Source organism: Amaricoccus tamworthensis, assembly GCF_049800875.1.
Classification (GTDB): Bacteria; Pseudomonadota; Alphaproteobacteria; order Rhodobacterales; family Rhodobacteraceae; genus Amaricoccus; species Amaricoccus tamworthensis.
The window spans coordinates 66108-87238 of sequence record NZ_JBNAFV010000004.1 but is presented as its reverse complement, the minus strand read 5'-3'; the positions used below and the strand labels follow the sequence as shown (position 1 = coordinate 87238).

The following is a 21131-nucleotide window of genomic DNA, read 5'->3' as shown; positions in this document are numbered from 1 at the left end:
TGGTCCCTTACCGACCTTTAAACAGCGATCCAAGAATACCGCGCACCAGGGCTTTGCCCTGTCGTGAGTTTAGCTGTTTCACCACGGTTTTGGCCAGTTCCGCACCGAGCGAAGGCGAACTGGGTGACCGGCTGGACCGGGAATAGCTGCTCCCGGTTCCAGGTTTCGACCGGGACCCCGCGGGGGCCCTGTACTTCCTCAGTTCCGCCTCAAGTTCCTTGACCCGTTTCGCGGCCTCGTCCTCCTCGGCGGCCTTGCGTTCCAGGTCCTCCGCCTCACTTGCCGCCTCATCAGCCCGTTTCGCCAGGATCTCGGAGGCGGATTCACGGTCAATGGCCACGTCATAGCGACCCGCCATGGGCGACGCTGAAATGGACGCGGCACGCTCTTCGTCGGTGATCGGGCCCATGCGGGACTTTGGAGGCCGGATCAGAGTGCGGCTGACCATCGCCGGCACACCCTTGTCCTCCAGAAGCGACACAACCGCCTCACCGGTCCCCACATTCTGGATCGCTTCTTCCGTGTCAAAATCAGGATTGGGCCGGAACGTCTCCGCCGCCTGCCGCAGGGCCTTTTTGTCACGTGGCGTGTAGGCGCGCAGCGCGTGCTGGATCCGGTTCCCCAGCTGCGCCAGAACATCACCCGGAACGTCATCCGGGTTCTGGGTCACGAAATAGACCCCGACTCCTTTGGACCGGATCAGCCGGACAACCTGAACCACCTTCTCCGTCAGCGCGTCCGATCCGTCCTTGAACAGAAGATGCGCCTCATCGAAGAAAAACACCATTTTTGGTTTGTCCGGATTGCCCACCTCGGGCAGTTCCTCGAACAGCTCGGACAAGAGCCAAAGCAGGAAGGTCGCGTAGAGCCGCGGCGACTGCATCAGCCGGTCCGACATCAGCACGTTGATCCGGCCCATCCCCTCATCGGTCGCAATAAAATCGGACAGGGACAGCGACGGCTCTCCAAAAAACTGGTTCGCCCCCTGATTTTCCAACACCAGAAGGTTGCGCTGAATGGCCCCCACCGACGCGGAGGCAATATTGCCATAGGTCCGCCCAACCTCACTGGCATTGTCACCGAGCCAGACCAGCATAGACTGCAGATCCTTAAGATCGAGAAGCGCCAGGCCCTGTTCATCCGCCACACGGAACAGGATATTGAGAACACCCTCCTGGGCCTCCGTCAGGTCCATCATGCGCGACAGAAGCAGCGGCCCCATCTCACTGACGGTCGTGCGAACGGGATGCCCGGTTTCACCGAAGAGATCCCAGAACACGGTCGGATAGTTTTGATAACCAAAATCGGGCATTCCAATGGTGGTTGCCCGCCCGGTCAGCGCCTCATGCAGCTTGCCCTCACCCTCGCCGGGCTGGGAAAGTCCCGACACGTCACCCTTCACGTCCTGCACGAACACCGGCACTCCGGCGGCCGAGAACCCTTCGGCCAGTATCTGCAGCGTAACGGTCTTGCCCGTACCGGTGGCTCCGGTGATCAAACCATGCCGGTTTGCGTATCGAAGCAGCAGTTCACGCGGTTCGCCGTAGGACGGTCCTCCGCCGCCAACAAAAATCCCGTCATCCGCCATTGACCGCTTCCACTCATAAAATTTTCTGGAAACACTATGTTAATCATTTGAATTTAGTTTCATCAATGTGTCCCGGCACCGTTTGGTCAAGGGACACGCGACTTCCTCCCTGTTGAACTTGGCCGGTGAACTTCACCGGCCTTTTTTTGGCTGAATGTCATGAAAATCAGACAAATATTTTGATTATTCCAACGTTCCAAAGCACTTGACCGATGGGGAATCGCGTTCTAGCTTTCCGCCACGAAGTTCGGCAAGTCCGACAGGGAAAGTCGCAAAATGCGGGAAAAGGGTGTGGCGTTGCCGCGCCCTTTTCACTTGTAACAGCCTCCTGAGCACCCGTGCGCCGCTGTTGACTCCATGTCTGCGGGGTGCGATTTCGCACACTCAAAGATCTTTCATCAAAGGAAGGACGCGAGCGGCAAATGAAACACATGTTACAGGCTACGACCGCGGCAATCGCGGCCCTCTTCATCGCATCCGGCGCGATGGCCCAGGACACAACGGAAACCGAAACACCGGCAGCGGAAACCGGAAGCACTCCGGCAACACCACCCGCAGGTGATCCTGCCGCAGCGGAATCCCGTATTCAGGTCAAATCGACCCATGGCGACTGGCAGGTCCTGTGCGCACCGGACGAGAGCGACTGCTACATGTACCAGGTGGCGCTGAACTACCGGAACCAGCCCGTTGCGGATTTCAACATCGTCCGGATCGAGGACGACACACCGGCCAAAGCGGGCGTCACCGTTCTCACACCTCTTGGCACCCTGCTCACAGCGGGCCTCGTCATGCAGGTCGATGACAACGATCCCCGACAGTTTCCCTTCGTATGGTGTGACGGGGCCGGGTGTTTTTCCCGCTTCGCATTTGACGAGGAGTTCCTGAACGACCTCAAGGCCGGTCAACAGGGGCTGGTCAGCCTCCGGTCCATGTCGAACCCGGCGCAGGAAATCATTCTGAACCTGTCACTGGACGGCTTCACCGCCGCGTTCAACGAACTGGAACCGCTGAGCAACGCATCGCAGCAACAGCCCCAGCAGTAACGCCCTCTATACGGCCGTCAGAAGCAGCACCGCATTCAGCCCACCAAAGGCGAATGCGTTGCTCATGGCGGCCGTAACGCGCGCCTCACGCGCCTCATTGGGCACCACGTCCAGGTCGCAGTCCGGATCGAACTCCTCGTGATTGATCGTCGGCGCGACCACACCCTCCCGCAACGCCATCACGCAGGCCAGCAGTTCCACCGCCCCCGTCCCGCCAATCAAATGGCCGTGCATCGACTTGGTGGAGGAAATCATCAGGTTGTCGGCGTGCGCACCAAATACCTCACGCACCGCCGCGCATTCAGTCCGGTCATTCGCCGCCGTCCCGGTACCGTGAGCATTGATGTAACCGACGCTTTCCGGGTTCAGACCCGCGCTCCGCAACGCACCCCGCATCGCACGGATGGCACCACGAATGTTGGGTGTCACAATATCGGACGCATCCGAACTCATCGCAAAGCCCGTCACCTCCGCAAGAATATTCGCGCCGCGCGCGCGGGCATGTTCATAATCCTCAAAAATGAAGACCGCGGCCCCCTCGCCCTGCACCATACCGTTGCGGTTGGCTGAGAACGGACGGCACCCATCTTTGGACATCACCCTCAGACCTTCCCACGCCTTGATGCCACCAAAGCACAGCATGCTCTCGCTGCCGCCAGTCACAATCACATCGGCCTGACCGCTTTTGATAAGCGCAAAGGCCTGACCCATGGCATGGTTCGACGACGAACAGGCGCTCGCAACAGTGAAAGTCGGCCCCTGAAGGTTATGGGCCATCGACACGTGACTAGCCGCAGAGTTGTTCATCAGGCGCGGCACCACAAACGGATGTACGCGGTTTTTGCCTTCCTCATAAACAAGCCGGTAGTTTTCATCCTGCGTCTGCAATCCGCCGCCGGATGTCCCAAGGATCACGCCCGACCGTTCGGACAACTCCGCATCCTCAAATTCCAGCCCGGACTGCGTGATGGCCTCACCGGCCGCAATCATGGCGAACTGGGTAAATGGGTCGAAAAGCGTAAGCTGCTGTCGGCTGAAAAACTCCGCGGGATCATACCCGGTCACCTGACCGCCGATACGAATGGACAGGCGTTCCACCCCCGGAAAATCCAGAGGCCCGATACCCGACCGTCCATTTTTCATGGCATCGCAGGTTTCCGCTGCGGTCTTACCGAGAGCGTTGAACGCGCCCTCGCCGGTAATGACCACGCGCCTGGTAGACAGATCAGTCATTCCGGGAAGAGATCAGATCCTCTACGGCCTTGATCATTCCACCCACCGAGCTGATATCGAACTCCCCGGACTCCGCCTCATTGGCGTTGAAGGGCACCGCGATATCAAAAGTTTCCTCAATGGAGAATATCACCTCCACGAGAGCCACGGAATCAATTCCGAGGTCTTCCAGCGTGGAGGAAGGGCTGATCTCGCTGCGGTCGACAATGGCCTGCTCGGCCAGAATGTGCATCAGCCGGTCACTTACCGTCAAAGTTGCCGTATCCGACATGTTAACTCCATCAGTCACGTTCGCAACAGTGGTTTACGGCTTTGCGGGCGGCTAGGGAACCTGTTTCTGATCTGTCATGAACTTGTCAAGAATCCGGGGCAGCCGACGGAGCGCCTTGTACATGGACACGTTCTGGTCCATCCGCACTGCCGGATAGCCCATCATGATACGGTTTTCGCCCACATTGCTGGCCACGCCGGAATTCCCGGTAATCACCGAATTGTTGCCAATATGGAGGTGATCGGCAATCGAGGCCGCGCCCCCAATGACCACCCGGTCACCGATACGCGTCGACCCGCCAATGCCCGAATGACCGCAGATCAGGCAGGTATGGCCAACCTGAACATTGTGGCCAATCTGAACGAGGTTATCGATTTTGGTGCCGTTTCCGATGGACGTGTCGCGGATCGTGCCACGGTCGATGCAGGCATTCGCCCCCACCTCAACGTCATCACCGACCACGACCGCGCCAAGCGAATTGATCCGGACATATGACTCCTGGTCCTGCGACGTAATCGCACCTGTGGACCGTGCTTCGTCAACAACACCCGGAGTCGGCGTCACGAATGAGAACCCGTCTCCGCCAAGCACCGCACCGGGCTGGGCAATGAACCGGTCGCCAATCCTGACACGCGCACCGATCTTGACACCCGCATGGAGCAGCGCGTCATCGCCAATCTGCACGTTCTCCGAAATCATCACGTGCGGCAGAATACGGCATCCCCTGCCGATCTTCACATTGCCTCGGATCACGACGAACGGTCCAATGGACGCGCCTTCGCCAATCTCGGCAGACGGATCAATAACGGCCATTGAACTGATGCCGTCCTCCACGTGCAAAGGATGGTCGAACACCTCCGTCACACCCGAGAGCACATAGCGCGGACGCGGAGCAAAAATCGCGGCCTTTAGTCCCATGGCCTGCCAGTCGGCATTGGGCCACAAAATGGCCGCTTCAGCCGCGCCATTCTTCAGTTCGTCCGCAAACTCCGGGCTCATGGCGAGTGCGACCTCGTGCCGCTGGGCCGTGCCAGGCTCTGCCGCGCCGGACACCATGAGTTTGTCATCCCCGGCGGCATCCGACCCCAGGGCTTTGGCCAGTTCGGCAATGGATATCATGTCAGCCCCTATTTTCCGCAGCCTGCAAAGCTCCATGCTGCGCCCACGCCGCCGCATCACCGCTCAGGTCAACACCCTTGGCCGCAAGTGCATTGAACACCGTCGCATCGCGTCCATAGATGTCCGCGCGGTACCGGATACCGTCCTCCGGATCGCTCCAGACCGTACGGTAAACCAGGTGAACCTCAACCGGTTTCTCAAGGTTTACGTGCCGTTCCTTTTTGGTCTGCAGCCAGCCATCAAATGATGCCTGCGGGTTATCATACTGACCGTCAAGCAGTTCAAGCGCCAGATCAATCGGCTGCTCCAACCGCACACAGCCGTTGGAAAATGCCCGTGCGTCCTTCTTGAAATAGCTCTGCGCCGGCGTGTCGTGCAGATAAATCGAGAACTCGTTGGGGAACATGAATTTCACGCGCCCAAGCGCATTGTCCAGGCTCGGGTTCTGCTTCACCCGGAACGGGAAGCTCTCGTCGGAATACTGCGCAAAGTTCACCAGCCGCGGGTCAATCTTTTTGCCCGATCTGGTGTAGAGGCTCATTCCGTTCCGATCGAGAACCGTGGGATCCTTGCGAAGCTTCGGCAGGTAGACCCGCGTCGCGATGCTGTCGGGAATGTGCCAGGTCGGATTGACCACCATATAGGTCATTTCGTCGGAGAATTCCGGCGTCCGGGTTTCCTCGGCATCACCAACAACCGTACGAGAATGCCAGACCGGCGTGTCCCCAATATACATGGTAGCGGAATAGTCCGGGATGTTTGCCATGATCCGCCGCTCGCCAAGATCGTGGTTCAACCAGCGCATGCGCTCGAGATTGACCAAAACCTGCTTCAGGCGGTCCTCCGGCGACGCGTTCATCGCCTGGAAGGTGCGGAAGCCCGCGACACCATCGTCGATCAGGCCGTAATCCCGCTGGAATGTCTTCACCTCCGCTGCCAGGGCGTCGTCAAAAACCTCCGGATCTTCAACACTTTGCTCCGGACCATAGCCCAGACGCTGCAACCGTCCGCGCAGGTCCACCACCCGCATGTCCCGGTCACCCGGATGCAGTGTCTCGCCCGTGGGCATCTTCGCGCCCCAGGGGTTGCTCTCAAGCATTGAGCGAAGACGCAGATGCTCCGCAATCAGTTCGCGGTATTCCGGCGCCTGCGGCTCCATGTCCGCCAGCACCTGGTCCACCGTTGAACTGGAAAGACGCTTCAGAATATCCGCATCATCAGCACGAACGGTTTTGACCGCCATCTCCTCGTCCAGCGAGATCGGCGTCAAAATACCCGCGGACAGATCCCCTGCGAGTTGCAAAAACACATCCATCGCAGCCATCTCGGCGCGAACGAGCGCCGCCGGATCGGAAGCCTCTGCCAAGGTCACGACGGCAAATTCATAGCGGTCTGCCGGCAGGCCATGTATCGGCGCTTCCGCCACGGCCTCCGCGAGCAATTCCATGTTTTCAGACCAGAAAAACTCAAAATCCCGCAGAGCATAGAATTCCTCGACCGCTTCCCGGCGCCCGGGCTCCAGCCTTGAAATCCCGTACATCAGTTCCGCCTGTTCCGGCGTAAACACGGGTGCCTGTTCCAGCGCGGTTTCCGTAACCGGCGCCGCTTCTTCGGGGGCCAGCGCCTGCGCCTGCAGATCCTGGACACCGACAATCGAAGATCCCAGCAGAACTGCCCCGGCTGTGACCCTTAAAATGGAAAATTCCATCTCCGCCTCTTTTCAGTTTTTTGTCTTCTTGCCCGACAAATATGAGTGCGATCCTAACGAAGCAACCGATGGACCGTTGACTTTTTTTACCATGATTGGCACGCGCTAACCATAGATTAACCACTTTGGCAGATTTCTGCTTACGCATGATCGGTTAACAATCAGTACTTGGAAAAAGCTGCTGACTGTGGCATCTATATAACAGGAGCGCGAAAAAAAGTCGCTCGAGAGCAGTAATGAGGCAATAAAAAAATGGACAGTGACAATTTTCGTCCGTCCCGCAGGCAGTTCCTTGGCGTGTTCACTGGAATTGCAACAGTAGCAGCAGCACCGGTATACTCGAAAACGTTCGGCTTTCTTCGGCAGGCTGGCGATATTCGTCGTATCAGAATGTACAGTCAGCGTACCGGAGAATCCATCGACACCATTTACTATGCGAATGGAAAGTACATTCCCGAAGTAATGGCAGAAATAAGCTACTTTATGCGTGACTGGCGTCAGAATGCGGTCAAGGATTACGATCCGCGCAACCTCGACATTCTCGCGGCCTCCAGCAAAAAAATGGATACCGACGAGCCTTATCTCATGATTTCCGGCTACCGCACCCCCAGGACCAACCGCATGCTGCGCGGGGCCGCACAAAATTCCTATCACATGCAGGCCATGGCCGCGGATGTCCGTCTCCGCGGCCGTTCCGTTAACCAGATTGCCGGTGCCGCTAAGTCCTGCAACGGCGGCGGTGTTGGCACCTACGCGCGCTCAAACTTCGTCCATATGGACTGTGGCCCGATCCGCACCTGGCGCGGCTGATCCCGAACCTTTCCAAACGAAAAAGCCGGAAGTCAGACTTCCGGCTTTTTTGATTCAGGCCCGGACCGTTCCGTTCCCCTCAACAAGATATTTGAAGCTGGTCAGCTGTTCGGCCCCGACCGGACCACGCGCATGCAGCTTACCGGTCGCAATGCCAATCTCCGCGCCCATGCCAAACTCGCCGCCATCCGCGAACTGGGTGGAGGCGTTACGCATCAGAATCGCGCTGTCGAGGTTCCGGAAAAAAGTATCCGCAACAGCGTCGTCTTCCGCGATGATGCAGTCCGTGTGATTGGAGCCATATTTGCGGATATGCACCACCGCATCGTCCACGCCATCCACGATCCGGGCCGCGATGATCATGTCGAGGAACTCACGCCCCCAGTCATCCTCGCCCGCCGGAACCACGCCGCGAATGGAGAAAAGCTCATCATCGCCGCGCACCTCAACACCGGCAGACACCAGGTCGTTGATGAACGGTGCGCCCTCACCCTCATAAAACGCACGGTCGATCAGCAGACACTCCGCCGCGCCGCAGATCCCGGTCCGGCGGGTTTTTGCGTTCAAGATGACCGCCCGCGCCTTCTCCATATCGGCCGAGCGGTCGATATAGATGTGAACGATGCCTTCCAGATGCGCAAACACCGGCACGCGGGCGTCCTGCTGTACCCGTCCAACCAGACCCTTGCCGCCGCGGGGCACGATAACGTCGATATGGTCCGTCATGGTCAGCATCTCACCCACCGCCGCGCGGTCCGTGGTTGGAACAAGCTGGATGCTGTCTTCCGGCAGGCCTGCGCTCTTGAGCCCCTTGACCAGAGCCGCATGGATCGCCGCGTTGGACTTCGCGGCCTCGGACCCGCCGCGCAGAATCACGGCGTTGCCGGCCTTCAGGCACAGGGCACCGGCATCCGCCGTCACGTTGGGTCGGCTCTCAAAAATCACGCCAATCACGCCAATGGGCGTACGGACCCTGCGGATGTGCAGACCTGTCGGGCGGTCCCATTCGGCCATCACCTCACCTACGGGATCGTCCTGCTCCGCAATGGAGCGGAGCCCCCCGGCCATGGCCTCGATCCGCCCCTGATCCAGCAGCAGGCGGTCGAGCATCGCGGAACTCAGACCCTTGGCCCGGCCGCCCTCCATATCAACGCCGTTTGCTTCCATGATTGCGGCGACGTCAGTCATGATCGCATCCGCAGCAGCCAGAAGCGCGGCTTTCTTCGTCTCTGGTGGGGAAGTGGACAGAACCGACGCGGCCGCCCGGGCGCGTTCTCCCATATCCCGCATCAGGGATCTGATTTCGGTTATTTCATTCATGTCCTTACTCCCAACTGCATCACCATGTCGTTGCGGTGTATCACCTCGGCACGCCCCTGAAATCCGAGAAGCTCCGGTATCCGCGACGATCTGTGACCCATGATTTTTCTTGCATCCACGGCACCATAACCCGCAAGCGCGCGGGCGATGACCGTGCCGGTCCCGTCAACAATATCAATCGGATCCCCCCGGGAAAACGATCCAATCACTTCCGTCACGCCCGCCGAGAGCAGCGACTTGCCCGAGGCCAGCGCGGATACGGCCCCACTGTCGACCATGATGCGTCCACGGGGTTTCATGCCCGTAATCCAGCGTTTGCGTGCCACATGAGGGTCGCCAACGGCCTCAAACCAGGTACAGGCCGCCCCGTTCAGCAGGGCCGATACCGGTCGTTCCACGGCACCCTCACAAATTGCCATCGAGCACCCGGCCCTCGTGGCAATCCGAGCCGCCATGACCTTGGTTGCCATGCCTCCGCTCGAATAATTGCTGCCCGGCCCACCGGCCATGGCCTCGATCTCGGGAGTGATTTCCTCAATCGTGCCGTAGCGTTTCGCAGTTGGATCAGCCTTCGGGTTGGCACTGTAAAACCCGTCAACATCAGAAAGCAGCACCAGAATATCCGCACCAGCCATGCTTGCCACCTGCGCGGCCAGCCGGTCATTATCGCCATAGCGGATTTCATCCGTGGCGACGGTGTCGTTTTCGTTCACGATCGGAACCGTGCCAAGTTCCAGAAGCGTCTCCAAAGTGCGGCGCGAATTCAGATACCGCCGCCGCGCCTCACTGTCCTCCAGCGTCACCAGGACCTGGGCCGTCACGATCCCAAAAGGCGCGAGCACCATCTCATAGGCCCGCGCCAGCTTGATCTGCCCGACCGCTGCGGCGGCCTGGCTTTTTTCCAGCGCCAATGGCCCCTCCGGCAGGCGCAGAACGCTCCGTCCCAAAGAAATCGACCCGGAGGACACAATGACGACATTGCGCCCCTGACGGCGCAGTTCGGCCACGTCCCGAGCCAGACCCTCAAGCCACTGAAGCCTGGGCTCCCGCGTTTCAGGGTCGACGAGCAGGGCCGAGCCAATTTTTAAGACAACCGTTTTGGCCTGGGAGAGACGTTCGGCCGAAGTCAGGGACGCCATGGCTCATCCGCTCCTTCCGGCTCAGCCTCCTTCGTCCTGGCGTCATCAATCACGGAACGCAGGGCCCGCAACACATCCGTAATGCCCATCCCGGCCGCGCCGGAAATTGCATGGACACGCATCCCGGCAGCGTCCGCAAGTGCCTCGGACGCCTCACGAATTTCGTCCTCACCGAGGCTGTCGATCTTGTTGATCGCCAAAACCACCGGCTTGTTGCCGAGGATATCACCGTAGAGATCAAGCTCCTGCCGCACCGTCCGGTAATCCTCGACCAGCGTCTCCGATGTGGCGTCCACCAGATGCAGCAGCACGGAACACCGTTCCACGTGGCCGAGGAACGTATCCCCTAGCCCCCGCCCCTCATGGGCACCCTCGATCAGACCGGGAATGTCGGCCACCACGAACTCGGTCCCGTCCACACCGACCACGCCCAGGTTCGGATGCAGTGTCGTGAAGGGATAGTCGGCTATCTTCGGGCGTGCGTTGGAGGTCGCGGCCAAAAATGTTGATTTTCCGGCATTAGGGAGACCGACCAGCCCCGCATCCGCGATCAGCTTAAGCCTAAGCCAAATGGTCAGCTCAACGCCTTCCTGACCCGGATTTGCATTGCGCGGTGCCTGGTTGGTCGCGGTCTTGAAATGAAGGTTGCCCCAGCCGCCATTGCCGCCACGGGCCAGAAGCACACGGTCACCGACCTGATCGAGGTCCGCGATCACCGTCTCGCCGTCCTCCTCAAGGATCTCGGTGCCGACGGGAACCTTCAGGACCACGTCATCGGCGCTCTTGCCGGTGCGCTGGCTGCCCCGTCCGGGCTGGCCGTTTTTGGCAAAGAAATGCTGCTGGTAGCGGAAGTCGATCAGCGTGTTGAGGCCTTCGACGGCCTCCGCATACACATCACCGCCCTTGCCGCCATCACCGCCATCGGGGCCGCCATATTCGATATATTTTTCACGCCGAAAACTTGCGCAGCCGTTGCCGCCGGCGCCGGAGCGCACGTAGACGCGGGCAAGATCCAAAAACTTCATTTCCCCGCGCCCCGTATCCCTGATTAGTCGTTTTGCAGATCGAGGCGATAGTCAAAGGCCGCGACCCTGCTGTTTCGCGCCAGTGAGTACACCTCGGATTCACCGATATATTTGAAACCGTTACGCATGAGAACCTTGATCGAGGCCTCATTTTCCTGAAAAGCGTTTGCCGTCAAAGCCCGCAGCCCCGCCGCCCTGGCCTGATCGACCACGGCCGCCACGGACTGGCTGGCGTAGCCGGTTCCCCAGACGGCCGGAGCGACCCAGTAGCCGATCTCGGCCTCATCCGCATCGCGATGTTTGAGGCTCACGACACCCACGAGCCCGTTTTCACCATCCTGGCCCGCATCAATGCCCCAGACCTGCTCCTGCCGGTCGTCCGACGTCACACGGTTAAGGTAGGCGTCGGCCGCACCCGGAGGGTACGGATGGGGAATGGAACTGACCATCTCGGCCACGCGGCGGTCGCTGGCATAAAGGCCCAGTAGCCCCGCATCCGCCCGCGTCAGAGGGCGCAAGACGAAGGTTTTCAGCTCAATACTATCCTGGAGGCGCTCGGCGGGGTCCATCTGAAATCATCTTCCAATACAGTAAAGGCCGGCTCACCGGCCGGCCTTTCTTGACAGATCTGTCGGTCGGCTGTGCCTTATTCCGCAGCTTCCGCTGCCGGGAGCACGGAGATAAAGGTACGACCCTTGAAGCCCTTACGGAAGGAAACAGTGCCTTCCTCGGTCGCAAAGATCGTGTGGTCGCGGCCCATGCCGACGCCCTCACCCGGCCACCACTTGGTGCCGCGCTGACGGGCTACGATGTTGCCAGGAATGACTTTTTCGCCGCCGTACTTCTTGATTCCAAGACGGCGGCCGGCGCTGTCGCGACCGTTACGGGATGAGCCGCCTGCTTTTTTATGTGCCATTGTGCTTTCTCCTCGTTACTCGGCCGCTGTTTCTTCAGCGGGGGCCTCGGCTTTTTTGGCCTTGGCGGTTTTCTTCGCACCAGCGACGATGTCGGTGATTTTTACGCGGGTCAGATACTGACGGTGGCCGCGGGTGCTTTTGGAGGAGTGTTTCCGGCGGCGTTTTTTGAAGGAGATCACCTTCTCGCCACGGTACTGCTCAAGCACCTCGGCCTTGACGGAGGCACCACCAACCAGAGGGGCGCCAACGGTGACCTTGTCGCCACCCAGCATCAAAACCTGATCGAATTCAACGGCTTCCCCGGCCTCACCGGCCAGTTTTTCCACTGAGAGAATGTCGTTGACGGCAACTTTGTACTGTTTGCCGCCCGTCTTAATTACCGCGAACATCCGCGTTGTTCCTTCTTTTACCCGCGTCCTGTGGCCCCGGATCTCCGGCGTTTTTGCGGGGCTTTCCCCGCGCCTGCAAACTGCGCGCATTGCTCATACGATTACTCCGGACAGCAGGACGCCTACCGGAGCGGGCTATATGGCCAAACGCGGGGCACCTGTCAAGATCACCTGTCAGGTTTCGGGCCTGAAGTGTCCCAATCGGCTGTCGAAGTGGCGCAGATTGACAGTGAAGTGGCACAGATTGTGAGTCAAATGGCACAGATTGCACGGGGTTTTGCCGAAAATGGCCGAAATTGCACGGCAAATGCCCCTTACAGGGAGCCATACCGACCCGGTATGGATTCCGCAAAGGAGGGCTTGGAGGCCATGTCACGCAAACTGGTTTTCGTCATTTTCCTGACCGCGCTCTGGGCCGGAGTATTCGTGGCGTCGTGGTACATGTCGGCTTCGGTCGAGGGGCCGCGGAATCTCGACACCGGGTTCCGGCGGCTGGACGTTCTGGCGCGCTATCAGATCGTCGCGTTCGGGATCGCCGCGCTTGCGGGAATTTTCGGCATCGCCTGGCGGCGGGAGGGGCGCCAGATTGTGGTGATCGGGCTGCTGCCGGTGGGGATGACGGTGGTGCTGGTCGCGGTTGTGACGGGGGCGGTCTGGATGATGTCGGATGAGGATGGAATGGAGACCGGGCGGGTTCCGGTCAAGCCGACGGCACCGGCAGCGGTTGCGCCCGAAGGCGGGTAGCACTCTGGAGATGATGTATGCCGATCAAGATTGCCGGGCGGTTTCCGGTCTGCTCTTTTCGAAGGAGTTCGTGAGGGAATTGATGGCCGTTAAAAACAGCATGAACAGCATTGGTATGAGTTGGTGACCGCGACCGGAGACGGAACCCGCGTTCGGCGTGGCGCAGTGTTACTGGTCTGTGTGCTGGCATGGCTCGTGTCCGTGGTCTGGGCGCAGGCGCAGACCGGACCCCGTGAAATCCGCGTTGGGGTTTTTGTGACCTCGGTGTCCTCGATTGAGCCGAGTGACGGCAGTTTTCGCGTGGCGGGGTATCTGTGGTTCATTGATCCGGCCGGGAAGTTTGACCCGGAGAGTGATATGGAGCTTCTGTTTCGGTCCGGGTCGACGGAGGTGTTTGCCCAGAGGGACCTGCCCGACGGAGCGAGCTATACGGCTGTCGCGTTCGATGGGGTCGTCGATCATCCCTTCGACGTGCGGGAATATCCGTTTGATGAGCAGCAGCTGGTGTTTCAGATCGAGGCAGCGGACAGCATCGGTGTTTTAAAATTCGTGCCGGACAACACGGATTCGCGGGTTGCGGATTTTGTGCGGGCTCCGGGGTGGCGGACCGGTGCGCTGGAACTCGCGGCGACGGATGTCACCTATGATACCGGATTTGGGGTGCGGACCGGGCGTCCTACGTTTTCGCGACTGGCCGTGTCGCTTGACCTGGAGCGCAACCTATCGCCATTTCTGTTTGAGAAATTTACCGGATTTTTCGTGGCCTTCGTGATTACCGTGCTGGTGGTTTTTGTGCCGATTGACGAGTTTGGAACCCGGGTGGGCATGACGACCGGATCGGTGTTTGCGGCCGTGTTCAACCGCTACCGCATGGAGGACGCGACGGGGTTCGACGCGGTGTTCGGGCTGGTGGATCAGGTGTCCATGCTGACCTTCAGTGTAATTTTGCAGATCCTGATCCTGACCCTGGTGGTGCATCGCCGGTCACTCAATCACGGCTCCTGGCACGCCGTGGATTTGAACCGGCGGGTGGGCGCGGTGATAATTGGCGTCCATGTGGCGCTGGGAGTGCTGGTGTTTGTTCTTGCGCTGAGGTGAGGTGCAGGTTCGCGGCGGTGATTCACACACCCCGAAGAACAACGCGTTCTCCAATGCCTGTCCGGGTACTGGGGCAACGATCCTGCCACCATCCCCGGCGTGTCGGCACGACACGCCATGCCCGACTTTCCCCCCGGGAGGGCATCCCCGACGACGGCCTCTGCTCAATGGTTTCGGGAGTTTGGGCGACAGGTGCTGAACAACCGGATTGGAGCCCTCCCAAAGTCGGGCATGGCGCGTCGAGCCTCAGGTCAGGGCTGAGGGGGGAGCCGTTTTGAGTTGATAGCCCTCCAAGGAAGCCGCTTACGCTGTGACCAAACCGACCCGGGATTCACTCCTCCTGTGGGGCGGGTTCCGGGCGTATGGTTTCTCCCCGTCCAAAAGCCTTTGCGAGTTTTTCGGGCTCGTGCAGGTGGAGTTCCTGCTGCGGGAACGGGATGGTGATGCCCTCTTTGGCGAAGCGCTCGTAGATCTCGAAATTGGTGTCGGACAGGACGGTCATCATGTAGTTGACGTCGCGCAGGTAGCAGCGGATCTCGAAATTGAGGGAGCTGGGGCCGAATTCCATGAAGAGCACGGTGGGGGCCGGGTTTTCGAGGACCAGCGGGTTCTGTTCGATGATGTCGATCAGGATCTTTTCGACCTGGCGGGGGTCGCTGTCGTAGCTGACGCCGACCGGGACGGCCAGGCGTCCAAACGTGTTGGTGTGGGTCCGGTTGAGCACGGTGCCCGCGATGAGGTCCGAATTGGGCACGATCACGGAGCCGCGCTCGAAGGTTTCGATCTCGGTCGAGCGGACCCGGGTGCCTTTTACGTAGCCGGAGAAGCCCGCGACCTCGATCCAGTCGCCTTCCTTGATGGGGCGCTCGATCAGGAGGATGATGCCGGAGACGAAATTCGAAACGATGTTTTGCAGGCCAAAGCCGATGCCCACCGAAAGCGCGCCGGCCACGATGGCGAGGCCGCTGAGGTCAAAGCCCGCGGCGGAGACACCGGCCAGCAGTGCGATGGCGACGCCGACATAGCCAAGACCGGCCGTCACCGCGTTGCGCACGCCCGCGTCGAGTTTGGTGCGTGGCAGGACGACGCCGCGCACGAGGGACTGGAGGACGCGGAAAATCCCGAGAATGAGACCCGCGACAAAGAGGAACTTGACCACCCCGGCGAAGGAGATGCGCATGTTGCCGAGCGTGACGCCCTGCCCCATCAGCTGGATCAGTTCGACGATTTCGGGCCAGTTGACGCCCCAGATCATCAGGAAGAGCGGGATCGAGCCGATCATGATGACCGCCCCGATGATGACCGGGATCAGGCCGTCATCGGTGCCGGAGGCGGGCGTCTGGCTCTCGATGCGTTTTTCCGTGAGCCAGCTTCTGGCGAGGGTGGTGAAGACGTCGAACACCACCGCGGCGGCGGCGATCAGCCCGAGGGTTTTGGCCACCGGGAAGGTGGAAAACCGGGCCAGGTTCATGTAGCCCGCGGCGGCGATGAACGGGGCCGCGACGGCCACAAAACGCACGATGCGTTCGACCATGCGGATGAGGTGAACGCCCATGCCGGCCGCGTTCATGTCGACGCTGGAGGCCTCGATGAGGACCAGAAGGCTCTCCCGGATGGCGCGGATGGTGCTGGCCGCCCGCCAGAGCATGAGGGCCGCGAGAACCGTGACCGGGAAAAGCAGCACGGACTGGGCCGTGGGGCTGAGGTTCCAGGCGGCGCTGGTGTCGCGGTGGATGATGTTGAGCGCGACGAGGAAGCCGAGGGCCAGGACCGTGTTGCCGCCCGAAACGGCGGTGGCGTCGTCGAGGGGCAACGGGCGGTGGCGGGACGCGCGGGGGGCGAAAAGCGAGGTGCGCAGCCAGCCCGCGGCGATGATCACCAGAACGAAGGACGGCAGGTAAAAGACGAAGGCGGAACCGGTCTCGTCCACGAGGTTCTCGTACCGGAGAACGCCAAACACCATGCCCGCGCCAATGGTCGGAATCAGCAGGGCAACGAGATTGCGCAGCGCCAGGGCGAGCGCGACGGAGCGTTTGTGGCTGGCGGTGACGATGCGGTATTCCGCCCAGGCGGCGAGCCTGCGACGAATGTAGATCGCAAGGGTGAGCCCCACGGCGATGAACAGGATGTTGACCGGCAGGCGGGTGATGATGTGGTCGCGGACGCTGTTTTCCAGCGGGATCATGCGCGCGACGGCGAGCTGGCGCCCGAAACTTTCCTTCAGGTCGGTCCAGGCGATGCCCCAGTTCACCGGGCGTACGGGCATCGGGTAGTGCCGTGTCGCCTCATCGGAGAGGCGGCGGAACATGCTGCGGTCGTAGAGGCGCAGGAGGTAGTTGATGCGCTGGATGATCTCGTCGGCGCGCTGCACGGGGGCGTTGGCGAGGCGGATTTCGGTTTCCAGTTCGCTGCGGACTTCGGCCACGTCGGGTGGCTCCGAGACACTGTCGGGCGGCGGCTCGCCCAGGGCCTCGAGACGCTCGTTCAGATCGGAGACGACCGAGCGGTTGTCGTCGGCCAGTTGGGTGGCCTCGGCCCGGATGTCGACGAGGGTCGAGCGCATTTCCTCGAGCCGGCCAACAGACATGTTGTTATTGTCAACGAGGGCTTCGGCCTCGGAGGCGATGGCGTCCCAGCGCTCGAAATCGCGGCGCATTTCCTCGCTCAGGCCGCTGGTCTGGGCCTGGAGGAGCCCCGCGAAGAGCAAAACACACAGGGTTAGGGCGAGCGCAGCGAGCCTGGGGAGGCGCGCCCGCGACGGGAGTTCAGCGGCGGAGGGGATCTCAGCCCTCCATGACATCCGGGATGTCCTGGGCCGGGCGTGACAGCCACTCGGGCACCTTCAGGTTTTTGGAGCGCAGGAATTCCGGATTGTAGAGCTTGGACTGGTAGCGGTTGCCCACGTCACAAAGGATCGTGACGACGGTTTTGCCAGGTCCGAGATCCCGGGCCATGTGGATGGCGCCGGCCACGTTGACGCCGGAGGACGGACCGAGGCAAAGGCCCTCATCCTCGAGAAGGTCGAAGACGGTCTCGATCGCCTCGGCGTCGTGGATGTTGTAGGGCATGTCGACCTCGAGCCCTTCGAGGTTCGCGGTTATGCGGCCCTGCCCGATGCCCTCGGTGATGGAGGAACCTTCGGATTTCAGTTCGCCGTGACTGTAGTAGTTGTAGAGCGCGGCACCGTCAGGGTCGGCCAGGCCAATTTTGACCTGCGGCTTTTTGGCGCGAAGCGCGGTGGCCACGCCCGCGAGCGTGCCGCCGGAACCCACGGCGCAGATGAAACCGTCGATATGGCCGTCAAGCTGGGACAGAATCTCGGGGCCGGTCGCGTCGATATGGGCCTGGCGGTTGGCAACATTGTCGAACTGGTTGGCCCAGATCGCGCCGTTCGGCAGGGTCTCGTTCAGGGCGGCGGCAAGGCGCCCGGAATAGCGGACATAGTTGTTCGGGTCGCGATAGGGTTTTGCCGGGACCTCCACAAGCTCCGCCCCGCAGGAGCGCAGCATGTCCTTCTTTTCCTTGCTCTGGGTTTCGGGAATCACGATGACGGTGCGAAACCCCATGGCCGCACCGATAAGCGCGAGGCCGATGCCGGTATTGCCCGCGGTGCCCTCGACAATGGTGCCGCCGGGGCGCAGTTCGCCGGATTTGACCGCGTGCTGAATGATCGAAAGGGCCGCGCGGTCCTTGACCGACTGGCCTGGGTTCATGAACTCGGCCTTGCCAAAGATGTCACATCCCGTCAGTTCCGATGCTTTTTTCAGCCGGATCAGGGGCGTACCGCCCACGGCTTCCGTCAAATCAGCAGCAACCCTCATGTATCCCCCAGACCCGAAATCAAAGCTATTGGTCAAAATGTCCTAGACCTTTGACCGGCGCCATTCAAGTATGGGCCTGTCCCGCCGGGGGCAATAGGTTCCGCCCAATTTGGTCGGACCGTCGCCGTCGGCCGCCCGGGCGGGGCAGTAGCTGGCGCCCGAAGAGTTAACGTAAGGTAAATTGATTTACGTCAATTCACCGCTTTTTCTACTTAAAATTGTACGTAATGGTATCAAATTTGTTGACCGGTTCTTTACTCTATGGCATTCGTGGCTCTGTAAACAATTCTGGGTTGTGTAGAGAGTAGAGCCATCAATCACCGCGACGGGCGGAGACGCCGACCACCAGATCCTCCCGGAACCGCGGCACATCGAGACAGGCGGTCACCATCCTCGGGATACCCGCATTGAGCAAAAGACTTTGGGAAACGGTCCGGAACGGAACACGCTCCGGACTCGGATTTTTGCCGGTAATCGCCTCGATGGCCATTATCGCGGCCTTCGGCATTGTGGCCGAACGCCAGACGGCTGCCACGACCCGGCATGTGGAACGCGCCGAGGTCGCGAAGTCGCTGGAGGCCGCGCATACTGCCCTGCAGAAGGTGATAGAGCGGGACATGGAGGTGCTGGCCGGGATTGCCGGTGCGGCGGCGGCTCATGGAGAGCTTAATCAGGAGATTTTTGATACCGCGGCAAAGTCGATTGCGGGCGGTGAAACGTCGGTAGACGGGCTGTTTGCGATCAATGCGGCCACGGGCGAGATCCTGAAAAAGGGTTGGGTGCCGGTCGAGGACGAGTTCTTCGATCAGCTTGAGCACAACCCTGAGGGTCAGGGCACACGGTTCATCCGCCAGCTCGATCATTCAGCGATTCTGCTCTGGACGCCGGTCTGGATTAGTGAGGAGGACGGCACGCGACAGGTCTGGGGTCATGTGGCGGGAACGCTTAACACGCGGTCGGTGATGGAACGTGTGGGGTTTGCGGAAACCTCGCCGGATCTGCGCATCATGCTGACAACGGCGCGCCCCAGCACCACCACCGGGCCGGGACTTGCGCCGATTTACGGCAGCAGAACCATTCTGGCCGAGGATCCCGTTCAGGTGGACGTGTCGGTGCCGGGGGGTGAGTGGACGCTGTTTGCGATGCCGGCGGAGGGCTGGACCTTCATGCATGGTACGGTGCAGCTGATCCGGGTTCTGACCCTGTCCTCGGTACTCCTTGTGGGCGGGCTGATGCTGTATACGCGGCGGCTGACCGTCGAACGCCAGAAGAATATCGAGATGCTGCGCCAGCGCGAGGCGCGGATTGTGGAGACGACCAGCCGCCTCGATGTGGCGCTCGATTCCCTGCGCATTGGTGTTTGGGAATATGATCCGCAGACCAGGAAGGTTTACTGGGACGTGCGGATGCGGGAACTTTATGATCTGTCGGACGCGCCACGGCATCTGGATTATTCCGTCTGGCGCGCTGCCCTGCACCCGGATGACCGGGATGAGGCCGAGAAGACGGTTGCAGACGCGTTTAACGGGCGCAAACCCTATAACACCCAGTACCGGATCGTACGGCCGGACGGAACGGTGCGGCACGTGCGGGCCAAGGCACGGGCCTGTGTGCAGGATGGCTATGTGACCTATATTGGCGTGAACTGGGACATCACGGAATCGGTTCAGCGCAAAAAGGAACTGGAGCGGCGCCGGCGCGAGGTGGATGAGAACAACGAGGCCAAGTCGCGCTTCCTCGCCACCATCAGCCACGAGATCCGCACGCCCATGAACGGGGTTCTGGGTATTCTGGATCTGATGCTGCATGACGAACTGAGCCCGGCGCAGCGGGAGCGGGCCAGCATTGTTCAGGGGTCGGCCAAACATCTTCTGTCCATTGTGAACGATCTTCTCGACATGTCGCGGCTGGAATCGGAGCGGGTGAAGCTCTTCCCTGCCCCGGTTGATATTCGGCGGATGTCGGAGGAGGCCGTGTCGCTGCTCGCGAATATCGAAACGCGCGACCGCATTCGCATGACGAACCATGCCACGGACGCCGTGCCGGAGCTGATCATGTGTGATCCGGTTCGCATCCGGCAGGTGATCATGAACCTGGTCAGTAACGCGCTGAAATACACCGATGCCGGGCAGATCGACGTGCGGCTGGATTATGAGGCGCATTCGCGGGGCATTTTGCGGGTGTCGGTGAAGGATACCGGGATCGGGATTGCGCCGGACGCGCAGAAATCCCTGTTCGAGCGCTATGCCCAGGTGGATTCGGAGAACGCGCGCAAGCGTGGCGGAACCGGACTGGGGCTGGCGATCTGCCGGGAGCTGGTGGAATTGATGGGCGGGGGTATCACGCTCAAAAGCGAACCTGGCAAGGGCAGTGAGTTCAGCTTCTGGATCCCGGCGGAGGATGCCTCGAAGATCGAGCGGGATGAGGATAAGGCGGAAGACAGCGGGGCCGCGGCGGTCGGTCGCAGTGCAAAGCGCGGTGCGCGGGTGCTGGTGGCCGAAGACAATATCGTGACGCAGAAGGTGCTGGCGGGCTATCTTGAGATGGCCGGGCATGAGGCGACGTTTGTGACCAGTGGTCTCGATGCGATGACCCAGGCGAAAAAGGGCAGTTTCGATCTGGTGTTCATGGACATCGAGATGCCCATTCTCGACGGGTTCAATGCCACACGGCTGATCCGGAAACTTGATGCACCGAGGTGCGACATTCCCGTCATTCCGATGACCGAGACCGATGACGAGGATTTCCGCTGTGCGCGGTCGGACCTGGGACTGCGCCCTGCGGTGCGCAAGCCGGTATCGCTCGACGATCTTTATGACGCGATGGAGGAGGCTCTGGCGGAGTGTCCAAAGACCGAGCCGTTCCTGGCGCAGGTCCGGCGTCCGGTTCCGCAGATCACGGCCTGA

Annotated in this window: 18 protein-coding genes and 1 pseudogene; 5 read left to right on the top strand and 14 right to left on the bottom strand. The window is 60.7% G+C overall.

The window, feature by feature from the left end; all coding sequences use genetic code 11:
* Nucleotides 1-7: 7 nt before the first annotated feature.
* Complete coding sequence (locus ACP15P_RS09410; protein WP_424928196.1) at nucleotides 8-1588, bottom strand: helicase HerA-like domain-containing protein; 1581 nt, start codon at nucleotides 1586-1588, stop codon at nucleotides 8-10.
* Between the two features lie 422 nt (nucleotides 1589-2010).
* Here ACP15P_RS09410 and ACP15P_RS09405 point away from each other — a divergent pair, with 422 nt between their 5' ends.
* Entirely contained in the window at nucleotides 2011-2631 is a 621-nt protein-coding gene (locus ACP15P_RS09405) for an invasion associated locus B family protein (protein ID WP_424928195.1), read from the top strand.
* 6 nt (nucleotides 2632-2637) lie between these two features.
* Here ACP15P_RS09405 and ACP15P_RS09400 read toward each other — a convergent pair whose 3' ends face one another.
* The 4 genes from ACP15P_RS09400 to ACP15P_RS09385 are packed head-to-tail and all read right to left on the bottom strand — an operon-like array spanning nucleotide 2638 to nucleotide 6962.
* The gene (locus tag ACP15P_RS09400; protein ID WP_424928194.1) at nucleotides 2638-3864 is read right to left on the bottom strand and encodes a beta-ketoacyl-[acyl-carrier-protein] synthase family protein; all 1227 of its coding nucleotides are present in this window, start codon (nucleotides 3862-3864) and stop codon (nucleotides 2638-2640) included.
* Nucleotides 3857-4135: an acyl carrier protein gene (locus ACP15P_RS09395; protein ID WP_424928193.1), complete on the bottom strand. Its 279-nt coding sequence runs from the start codon at nucleotides 4133-4135 to the stop codon at nucleotides 3857-3859. Before ACP15P_RS09395 ends, ACP15P_RS09400 begins: the two co-directional genes overlap by 8 nt.
* A 51-nt stretch (nucleotides 4136-4186) precedes the next feature.
* Nucleotides 4187-5254, bottom strand: a complete 1068-nt coding sequence (lpxD, locus tag ACP15P_RS09390) for a UDP-3-O-(3-hydroxymyristoyl)glucosamine N-acyltransferase (RefSeq protein ID WP_424928192.1) — start codon at nucleotides 5252-5254, stop codon at nucleotides 4187-4189.
* Nucleotide 5255: 1 nt separating this feature from the next.
* Complete coding sequence (locus ACP15P_RS09385) at nucleotides 5256-6962, bottom strand: L,D-transpeptidase family protein (RefSeq protein WP_424928191.1); 1707 nt, start codon at nucleotides 6960-6962, stop codon at nucleotides 5256-5258.
* A 252-nt stretch (nucleotides 6963-7214) separates the two neighbouring features.
* Between ACP15P_RS09385 and mepK the strand changes: the two genes are divergently transcribed.
* Complete coding sequence (mepK, locus tag ACP15P_RS09380) at nucleotides 7215-7772, top strand: peptidoglycan L,D-endopeptidase MepK (protein WP_424928190.1); 558 nt, start codon at nucleotides 7215-7217, stop codon at nucleotides 7770-7772.
* A gap of 54 nt (nucleotides 7773-7826) precedes the next feature.
* On the opposite strand, the gene ACP15P_RS09375 is transcribed toward mepK, so the two are convergent.
* The 6 genes and pseudogenes from ACP15P_RS09375 to rplU all read right to left on the bottom strand — a co-directional run.
* Nucleotides 7827-9092 (bottom strand): glutamate-5-semialdehyde dehydrogenase, encoded by a 1266-nt coding sequence (locus tag ACP15P_RS09375; protein WP_424928189.1) that lies wholly within the window; start codon nucleotides 9090-9092, stop codon nucleotides 7827-7829.
* The gene (gene proB, locus ACP15P_RS09370; RefSeq protein ID WP_424928188.1) at nucleotides 9089-10231 is read right to left on the bottom strand and encodes a glutamate 5-kinase; all 1143 of its coding nucleotides are present in this window, start codon (nucleotides 10229-10231) and stop codon (nucleotides 9089-9091) included. Before proB ends, ACP15P_RS09375 begins: the two co-directional genes overlap by 4 nt.
* Nucleotides 10219-11256, bottom strand: a complete 1038-nt coding sequence (gene obgE / locus ACP15P_RS09365; protein WP_424928187.1) for a GTPase ObgE — start codon at nucleotides 11254-11256, stop codon at nucleotides 10219-10221. Before obgE ends, proB begins: the two co-directional genes overlap by 13 nt.
* A 23-nt stretch (nucleotides 11257-11279) precedes the next feature.
* A complete protein-coding gene (locus ACP15P_RS09360; protein ID WP_424928186.1) occupies nucleotides 11280-11825 on the bottom strand; it encodes a GNAT family N-acetyltransferase in 546 nt (181 codons plus the stop codon).
* 77 nt (nucleotides 11826-11902) lie between these two features.
* On the bottom strand, nucleotides 11903-12172 hold the full coding sequence (gene rpmA / locus ACP15P_RS09355; RefSeq protein ID WP_424928185.1) for a 50S ribosomal protein L27: 270 nt from the start codon (nucleotides 12170-12172) through the stop codon (nucleotides 11903-11905).
* A 21-nt stretch (nucleotides 12173-12193) separates the two neighbouring features.
* Nucleotides 12194-12562, bottom strand: a pseudogene (gene rplU / locus ACP15P_RS09350) (50S ribosomal protein L21); the annotation flags it as partial.
* Between the two features lie 369 nt (nucleotides 12563-12931).
* Here rplU and ACP15P_RS09345 point away from each other — a divergent pair.
* Both ACP15P_RS09345 and ACP15P_RS09340 read left to right on the top strand, forming a co-directional pair.
* Nucleotides 12932-13306 (top strand): hypothetical protein, encoded by a 375-nt coding sequence (locus ACP15P_RS09345; protein WP_424928184.1) that lies wholly within the window; start codon nucleotides 12932-12934, stop codon nucleotides 13304-13306.
* 165 nt (nucleotides 13307-13471) lie between these two features.
* The gene (locus tag ACP15P_RS09340) at nucleotides 13472-14404 is read left to right on the top strand and encodes a ligand-gated ion channel (protein WP_424928183.1); all 933 of its coding nucleotides are present in this window, start codon (nucleotides 13472-13474) and stop codon (nucleotides 14402-14404) included.
* A 331-nt stretch (nucleotides 14405-14735) separates the two neighbouring features.
* On the opposite strand, the gene ACP15P_RS09335 is transcribed toward ACP15P_RS09340, so the two are convergent.
* The 3 genes from ACP15P_RS09335 to ACP15P_RS09325 form a co-directional block, all read right to left on the bottom strand.
* Nucleotides 14736-17204: a mechanosensitive ion channel domain-containing protein gene (locus ACP15P_RS09335; protein ID WP_424928182.1), complete on the bottom strand. Its 2469-nt coding sequence runs from the start codon at nucleotides 17202-17204 to the stop codon at nucleotides 14736-14738.
* Nucleotides 17188-18225 carry a cysteine synthase A gene (locus tag ACP15P_RS09330; RefSeq protein WP_424928181.1) on the bottom strand — a complete coding sequence of 346 codons (1038 nt, stop codon included), beginning with the start codon at nucleotides 18223-18225 and terminating at the stop codon, nucleotides 17188-17190. Before ACP15P_RS09330 ends, ACP15P_RS09335 begins: the two co-directional genes overlap by 17 nt.
* 313 nt (nucleotides 18226-18538) lie before the next feature.
* A complete protein-coding gene (locus ACP15P_RS09325; protein ID WP_424928180.1) occupies nucleotides 18539-18715 on the bottom strand; it encodes a hypothetical protein in 177 nt (58 codons plus the stop codon).
* Here ACP15P_RS09325 and ACP15P_RS09320 point away from each other — a divergent pair.
* Nucleotides 18708-21131, top strand: coding sequence for an ATP-binding protein (locus ACP15P_RS09320; RefSeq protein ID WP_424928179.1), 2424 nt, complete (start codon nucleotides 18708-18710; stop codon nucleotides 21129-21131). The genes ACP15P_RS09325 and ACP15P_RS09320 overlap by 8 nt on opposite strands.

Bases quoted from the DNA above. Each gene is read 5' to 3' on its own strand.
- ACP15P_RS09395 (WP_424928193.1), bottom strand. From the start codon at position 4,135: ATGTCGGATACGGCAACTTTGACGGTAAGTGACCGGCTGATGCACATT.
- ACP15P_RS09385 (WP_424928191.1), bottom strand. From the start codon at position 6,962: ATGGAATTTTCCATTTTAAGGGTCACAGCCGGGGCAGTTCTGCTGGGA.
- mepK (WP_424928190.1), top strand. From the start codon at position 7,215: ATGGACAGTGACAATTTTCGTCCGTCCCGCAGGCAGTTCCTTGGCGTG.
- rpmA (WP_424928185.1), bottom strand. From the start codon at position 12,172: ATGGCACATAAAAAAGCAGGCGGCTCATCCCGTAACGGTCGCGACAGC.
- ACP15P_RS09410 (WP_424928196.1), bottom strand. From the start codon at position 1,588: ATGGCGGATGACGGGATTTTTGTTGGCGGCGGAGGACCGTCCTACGGC.
- ACP15P_RS09320 (WP_424928179.1), top strand. From the start codon at position 18,708: ATGGCCATTATCGCGGCCTTCGGCATTGTGGCCGAACGCCAGACGGCT.
- obgE (WP_424928187.1), bottom strand. From the start codon at position 11,256: ATGAAGTTTTTGGATCTTGCCCGCGTCTACGTGCGCTCCGGCGCCGGC.
- ACP15P_RS09345 (WP_424928184.1), top strand. From the start codon at position 12,932: ATGTCACGCAAACTGGTTTTCGTCATTTTCCTGACCGCGCTCTGGGCC.
- ACP15P_RS09335 (WP_424928182.1), bottom strand. From the start codon at position 17,204: ATGTCATGGAGGGCTGAGATCCCCTCCGCCGCTGAACTCCCGTCGCGG.
- proB (WP_424928188.1), bottom strand. From the start codon at position 10,231: ATGGCGTCCCTGACTTCGGCCGAACGTCTCTCCCAGGCCAAAACGGTT.
- ACP15P_RS09330 (WP_424928181.1), bottom strand. From the start codon at position 18,225: ATGAGGGTTGCTGCTGATTTGACGGAAGCCGTGGGCGGTACGCCCCTG.
- ACP15P_RS09360 (WP_424928186.1), bottom strand. From the start codon at position 11,825: ATGGACCCCGCCGAGCGCCTCCAGGATAGTATTGAGCTGAAAACCTTC.
- ACP15P_RS09375 (WP_424928189.1), bottom strand. From the start codon at position 9,092: ATGAATGAAATAACCGAAATCAGATCCCTGATGCGGGATATGGGAGAA.
- ACP15P_RS09325 (WP_424928180.1), bottom strand. From the start codon at position 18,715: ATGGCCATCGAGGCGATTACCGGCAAAAATCCGAGTCCGGAGCGTGTT.
- lpxD (WP_424928192.1), bottom strand. From the start codon at position 5,254: ATGATATCCATTGCCGAACTGGCCAAAGCCCTGGGGTCGGATGCCGCC.
- ACP15P_RS09405 (WP_424928195.1), top strand. From the start codon at position 2,011: ATGAAACACATGTTACAGGCTACGACCGCGGCAATCGCGGCCCTCTTC.
- ACP15P_RS09400 (WP_424928194.1), bottom strand. From the start codon at position 3,864: ATGACTGATCTGTCTACCAGGCGCGTGGTCATTACCGGCGAGGGCGCG.